This is a genomic window from Inquilinus sp., from assembly GCF_057815775.1.
The window spans coordinates 1-5,830 of the sequence record NZ_JBYRFX010001112.1 but is presented as its reverse complement, the minus strand read 5'-3'; the positions used below and the strand labels follow the sequence as shown (position 1 = coordinate 5,830).

Genomic DNA, 5,830 nt, shown 5'->3' with positions numbered 1-5,830 from the left:
GTGGCCGACCGGCTGGGGCTGCCGGTGCTCGCCGTCATCCGCGGCCATGCCACCCATTCCCAGGCGCCGGAATGGTTCACCACGGCGCCGATCGGCGCGATCCGGACGATGCTCGATCAGGTGGGCTGGCGGGCCGGCGACGTCGATCTGTTCGAAATCAACGAGGCCTTCGCCGCCGTGGTGATGGCGGCGATGCGCGATCTCGACCTGCCGCACGACAAGGTCAATATCCATGGCGGCGCCTGCGCGCTCGGTCATCCGATCGGCGCCACCGGGGCCCGGCTGATCGTCACCCTGCTGGCGGCGATGGAACGGCAGGGCGTGCATCGCGGCGTCGCCTCGCTGTGCATCGGTGGCGGCGAGGCCACGGCGATCGCGATCGAGCGGCCCTGAGGCGTCACCCGCCGGGATGACGGCGTCACCCTGGGATGACGACGGCGTCACCCCCGGATGGCGTTGCCCGGCAGGATGCGCAGATCCAGGGCGATCAGCGTGGCGCTGGCATAGCCGCGCAGCGCCGTCGCCGTGGTCGACAGGGTCAGGCAGGTCTCGGCCTGGCCGGGATAGCGCGTGCACAGCGAATCACCGCGGATGGCCCAGCTGCCGACGACATGCCGGGGGGTCTCGGCCCGGGTGACGACGCCGCTCGGGTCGTAATACTCGGTCCACGGCCCCTGCTGGTTGTAGCGGATGTCGGTCCCGGTCAGGGAGTTGCCGACCAGCAGCGACCGCAGCTTGTCACCGGGCACGGCGTTCGGCACCAGCGGCATCGTCGCCACCGGCCGGGGCAGCGGCTTGGTCTGGCCGGGCGCGATCCCGCCCAGCTGGCTCAGCAGCCCGGGATAGGCCGGGTCGGTCGGCCGGACCAGGCGTTGCGACAGGCCGGTCTCGGCGGCGCTGGCCGGGCCGTAGGTCAGCATGATCGACGCGTCGGACCGCATCGTGGCGCTGTCGACCGGCCCGCCAGGGGCGGCCGGGAGATAGCCCGGCGGCTGGGGCACGAAGGCCGTACCGGGCGGTGCGGGCACCGGCGCCGGTGCCGACGGCTGGCCGATGACCAGCGGACGCGACGGGGCGACCGGATTGGGCGGCAGCGGCATCACCGGCCGCACGATGGTGGGCGCGGTCGGGGCGACCAGCACCTGCTGCGGCGGCGTGTACACAGGCGGCGCGTAAACGGGCGGTGAAACCGGGGCGGAGGGCAGGGCGACGGGGGCCGGGCGCAGCACCAGCGCGTTCTGGCCGGCCAGTTCGAAGGCGCCGGGCCGGCCGGCCAGCCGGGCCTCGATGAAGGAGGCGTGGGCCAGGTCGTCCCGCGAATAGCGGCCGGCGGCGCCGGTGCTCGGCAGGGCGCAGGGGATCGTCAGATTGACCGGCGTGCCGATCGCCAGCCGGCCGGGGCTGTCGGGAAAGGTGCCGATCACCCCGGCGTCGATCCGGCAGGACCCGATGCCGGAGGCGGCGCTGATCGTCTCGGAATAGCGGTTGACCTGCAGCTGGACGTGATAGCCCGACTGCGCCCAGGCCGCTGGCGCAGTCGACAGTGCCAGGCCGAAGGCGGCGAACAGCAAAGCCGAACGTCTCATCGTCGCCATCCTTCCAAACCCGGCCGTGCCGGCTAGAAACGGGCCAGCCGCAAACGGATCAGCCGCCTCAGCCCTGCTGATAGGCCCAGACCGAAGCCGGCGGGATGTTGGCCGGGACGAAGCCGACGCGGCGGCCGGCCAGCCCCAGCTTGTCGCGCGGCAGTGGCGAGGCGAGCGAGTAGGTGTACAGCACGATCTGCCGGCCCTTCGGCATCACCGAATAGGCCGAATCGACGATCGCCTGCTGCTCCTCGATCGTCAGCAGCAGCATCGGGATGCCGCACACCGTGGTGCCGACCTTGCCGACCACTTCGGGCGGCAGGATCTCGGTCAGCCGGCGGGCGTCGCCCTCGATCACATGGATGCCCGGGAAGATGTCGCGCAGATGCTGCGCCATCTCGCGGTTGATCTCGATGACGTACAGCCGGTCGGCCGGGACGCCGCGCTCCAGGATGCCGCGCGTGATCGCGCCGGTGCCGCCGCCGAGCTCGACGACGTACTCGTCGGGCGCACGCACGATCTCCTGCGTCAGCCGGCGCTTCAAGGCTGGCGACGAAGGCGTCACCGAACCCACCTCACGGGGGTTGGCAAGCCAGCGGCGGAAGAACAGCCAAGGGTTCATATCCGGCCGGTCTTGGCCGGCTTTGTGGTCGGTCATCGGGCAAACAGTCCTTACGACGTCGATCGGATGGAGGCGTTGAGATCCTCCGGGCGACGAACGCTGTGATGCGCCGATCTGTTTCCATTCGCAAGATCGACTCCACGCATCCCAGTGCTTTGCGGGTGGTATCGGAGCGAATAATGGCCGGCGCGAGCCTTTCGTTACCACCGGACTCCGGTCGCGGCGGAAGATTACCGGTGTAGCCCGGTGTCGCGACACTGACATCATCGCGTAGCGGAACGGCGGCATTCCTGGCCCGATGGGGCGGGACGTGACTGTGGCTGCAGTTGACGGCATCCCCTGCCTGGGACAGAAATTGTGCCCGGCCGCCGGGTCCACGCAACACTGGTGCTTTCTCTCCATGACTGACGCAACCTTTGGAACCGCCACGCCGGCGCCCGCCAACAGCACCGGCCGGATCGTGGTCGCAAGCCTGATCGGGACGGCGATCGAGTTCTACGATTTCTACGTCTACGGCACCGCCGCGGCGCTGGTGCTGGGCCCGGTGTTCTTCCCCAGCGAATCGGAGACGGCGCAGCTTCTGCTGTCCTTCGCCACCTTCGCCATCGCCTTCATCGCCCGCCCGGTCGGGTCGGCGCTGCTCGGCCATTTCGGCGACCGCATCGGCCGCAAGGCGACGCTGGTGGCGTCGCTGCTTCTGATGGGCATCACGACCACGCTGATCGGATTCCTGCCCGGCTATGCCTCGATCGGCTGGGCCGCGCCGGCGCTGTTGTGCCTGCTGCGCTTCGGCCAGGGCCTCGGCCTCGGCGGCGAATGGGGCGGGGCGGCGTTGCTGGCGGTCGAGAATGCCCCGGCCGGCAAGCGCGGCTGGTTCGGCATGTTCCCGCAGCTCGGCGCCCCGATCGGCTTCATCGCCGCCAACGGCCTGTTCCTGCTGCTGGCGCTGGGGCTGGACGACGACCAGTTCCGCAGCTGGGGCTGGCGGGTGCCGTTCCTGCTCAGCGCCGCGCTGGTCATCGTCGGGCTGTATGTCCGGCTGAAGCTGGTCGAAACCCCGGTGTTCCGCGCGGCGATGGCGCGGCAGGAGCGGGTGCGGGTGCCGATCGGCGACGTGCTGCTGCGCTACACCCGGGTCACCATCCTGGGCACGCTGGCGATGGTGTCCTGCTATGCCCTGTTCTACATCACCACGGTGTTCGCGCTCGGGTTCGGCACCAAGTCGCTGGGCTATTCGCGCCAGGCCTTCCTCGGCCTGGAATGCATCGCCATCGTGTTCCTGGGCATCGGCATCCCGATTTCCTCGCGCCTCAGCGACCGATTCGGCCGCCGCCCGGTGCTGATCATCGGCGGCATCCTGACGGCGCTGTTCGGCTTCCTCCTCGCGCCGATGCTCGGCAGCGGCTCGGTGGTGCTGGTCACCGTGTTCCTCAGCCTGGGGCTGTTCCTGATGGGCCTGATCTTCGGGCCGATGGGCGCCTTCCTGCCGGAGCTGTTCCCGACCCGGGTGCGCTACACCGGCGCGTCGCTGACCTACAATTTGGCCGGCATCCTCGGCGCCTCGCTGGCGCCCTACATCGCCCAGACCCTGGCCGACAAGTACGGGCTCGCCTGGGTCGGCGGCTACGTCACCGTTGCCGCCGTGATCAGCGTCATCGCGGTGTGGCTGATCAGTGAGACCCACCGGGAAGACCTGAACCGGGTGTCCGACGACCTCTGATCCCCAAGGCCTGACGGGCCAGCCGGCCCGTCAGGCCCGGCATCAGTGGCTGTGCCCGTACAGCGCCTTCGGGTCGTGCAGCACCGGCAGGTCGGTTTCCCATTGGCCGTCCCGCGCCACCCGGTAGAAGCAGCTGCGCCGGCCGGTGTGGCAGGCGACGCCGGTCTGGTCGACGCGGACCAGGATGGCATCGCCGTCGCAATCCAGCCGCAGCTCGACCAGGCGCTGGGTCTGGCCCGAGGTGTCGCCCTTGCGCCACAGCGCCTGGCGCGAGCGCGACCAGTAGCAGACCCGGCCGGTCGCCAGCGTTTCCGCCAGCGCGTCCCGGTTCATCCAGGCCATCATCAGGATCTCGCCGCTGTCATGCTGCTGTGCGATCGCCGGCACCAGCCCGTCGGCATCGAAGCTGACTTCGTCGAGGAACGACTCCGCGGTCATGCCCCGGCCCGCAGCCGGTCGAAGCCGGCCTCCAGGTCGGCGATCAGATCGGCCGTGTCCTCCAGCCCGACATGCAGGCGGATGCCCGGGCCCTCGGCCTGCCATTCGGTCGCGGTGCGGATCTTCTCCGGCTGGATCGGGGTGATCAGGCTTTCATAGCCGCCCCAGCTGGCGCCCATCTGGAACAGCTCCATGCCGTCCAGCAGCGCATCGACCTGCGCCTTCGCCGCCGGCTTGAGCACGAAGGAGAACAGGCCGGAGGCGCCGGTGAAATCGCGCTTCCACAGCGTGTGGTTCGGGTCCTGCGGCAGGGCCGGGTGCAGCACCCGCGACACTTCGGGCCTTGCCTGCAGCCAGCGGGCGATCTCCAGCCCGTTCTCCTGGTGCTGGCGCAGCCGCACCCCCATGGTGCGCAGGCCGCGCTGGGCGAGGTAGAGATCATCCGGCCCGGCGCAGTGGCCGGCCTGCACCGCGAAATTCTTCAGCTGCGACCACACCGATTTCTCGCGGGCGCCGACGATGCCCATCATCGCATCGGAATGGCCGACCATGTACTTGGTCGCGGCGTGGACGGTGACGTCGACGCCATGGCCGAAGGCGTCGAAATACAGCGGCGTGGCCCAGGTGTTGTCGAGGATCGACACGATGCGGTGCGCCCGGGCCGCGGCGGTGATCGCCGGCACGTCCTGCACCTCGAAGGTCAGCGACCCCGGCGATTCCATGTAGACCAGCCGGGTGTTGTCGCGGAACAGCGCCTCGATCCCGGCGCCGATCAGCGGGTCGTAATACTCGACCTCGACGCCGAAGCGGCTCAGCACCGCGTCGCCATAGCGCCGGCCGGGGCCGTAGACGCTGTCGGTGACCAGCACATGGTCGCCCGCCTTGACGAAGGCGGTCATCGCCACATTGACCGCGGCCAGGCCGGAGGACACGGCGATGCTGCCATAGCCGCCCTCGAGTGCCGTGACCACATCCTCGAACGCCTCGCTGGTCGGCGTGCCGATCCGGCCATAGCTGTACTGGCCGTGCTCGAAGCCGGTGTGCGCCGCGTCCATCGCCGCCACCGTCGGCCACAGCACGGTGGAGGTGTGGTAGACCGGCGGATTGACCATGCCGTGATTGGCCATCGGGTCACGGCCGGCATGGGCGAGGATGGTGGCGGTGCGGCGGGATTTGGACATGGCGGTCGATGTCAGTCGGTCGTGGAGTGTCAGTCGCCTGGACTGACGGGCCGCCCATCTTTCGGCCAGCCGCCCGGCCCGGTCAAATCCGATCCGCGCAACCCGCGTGCGACATGCGGGCCGACGGTGCCACCCCACGCCGTCATCGCGAGCCCGCAGGGGTCCTTTAAGCTTAACGGGGGCGATCCAGGCTGGCGCCGCCTCTGGCTGCACGACTGGATCGCGTCCCCCGGCTCAAGGCCCTACGGGGTTCACACATTTCGGATTTCGTTAGCGAGGGCGT

General features: G+C 69.7%; 5 protein-coding genes and 1 pseudogene. 2 read left to right on the top strand and 4 right to left on the bottom strand.

From position 1 onward, the window contains the following. Window positions 1-393, top strand: a pseudogene (locus tag AC3XYG_RS39740) (acetyl-CoA C-acetyltransferase); the annotation flags it as partial. 47 nt (window positions 394-440) lie between these two features. Here AC3XYG_RS39740 and AC3XYG_RS39735 read toward each other — a convergent pair. Then, on the bottom strand, window positions 441-1,586 hold the full coding sequence (locus tag AC3XYG_RS39735) for a hypothetical protein (RefSeq protein WP_489145436.1): 1,146 nt from the start codon (window positions 1,584-1,586) through the stop codon (window positions 441-443). A 67-nt stretch (window positions 1,587-1,653) separates the two neighbouring features. After that, window positions 1,654-2,244, bottom strand: coding sequence for a class I SAM-dependent methyltransferase (locus AC3XYG_RS39730; protein WP_489145435.1), 591 nt, complete (start codon window positions 2,242-2,244; stop codon window positions 1,654-1,656). A 364-nt stretch (window positions 2,245-2,608) separates the two neighbouring features. Here AC3XYG_RS39730 and AC3XYG_RS39725 point away from each other — a divergent pair, with 364 nt between their 5' ends. Continuing rightward, window positions 2,609-3,928 carry an MFS transporter gene (locus AC3XYG_RS39725; RefSeq protein WP_489145434.1) on the top strand — a complete coding sequence of 440 codons (1,320 nt, stop codon included), beginning with the start codon at window positions 2,609-2,611 and terminating at the stop codon, window positions 3,926-3,928. A gap of 42 nt (window positions 3,929-3,970) precedes the next feature. Here AC3XYG_RS39725 and hisI read toward each other — a convergent pair whose 3' ends face one another. Further along, window positions 3,971-4,366, bottom strand: coding sequence for a phosphoribosyl-AMP cyclohydrolase (hisI, locus tag AC3XYG_RS39720; protein ID WP_489145433.1), 396 nt, complete (start codon window positions 4,364-4,366; stop codon window positions 3,971-3,973). Next, on the bottom strand, window positions 4,363-5,547 hold the full coding sequence (gene metC / locus AC3XYG_RS39715) for a cystathionine beta-lyase (protein ID WP_489145432.1): 1,185 nt from the start codon (window positions 5,545-5,547) through the stop codon (window positions 4,363-4,365). Before metC ends, hisI begins: the two co-directional genes overlap by 4 nt. Window positions 5,548-5,830 lie beyond the last annotated feature (283 nt).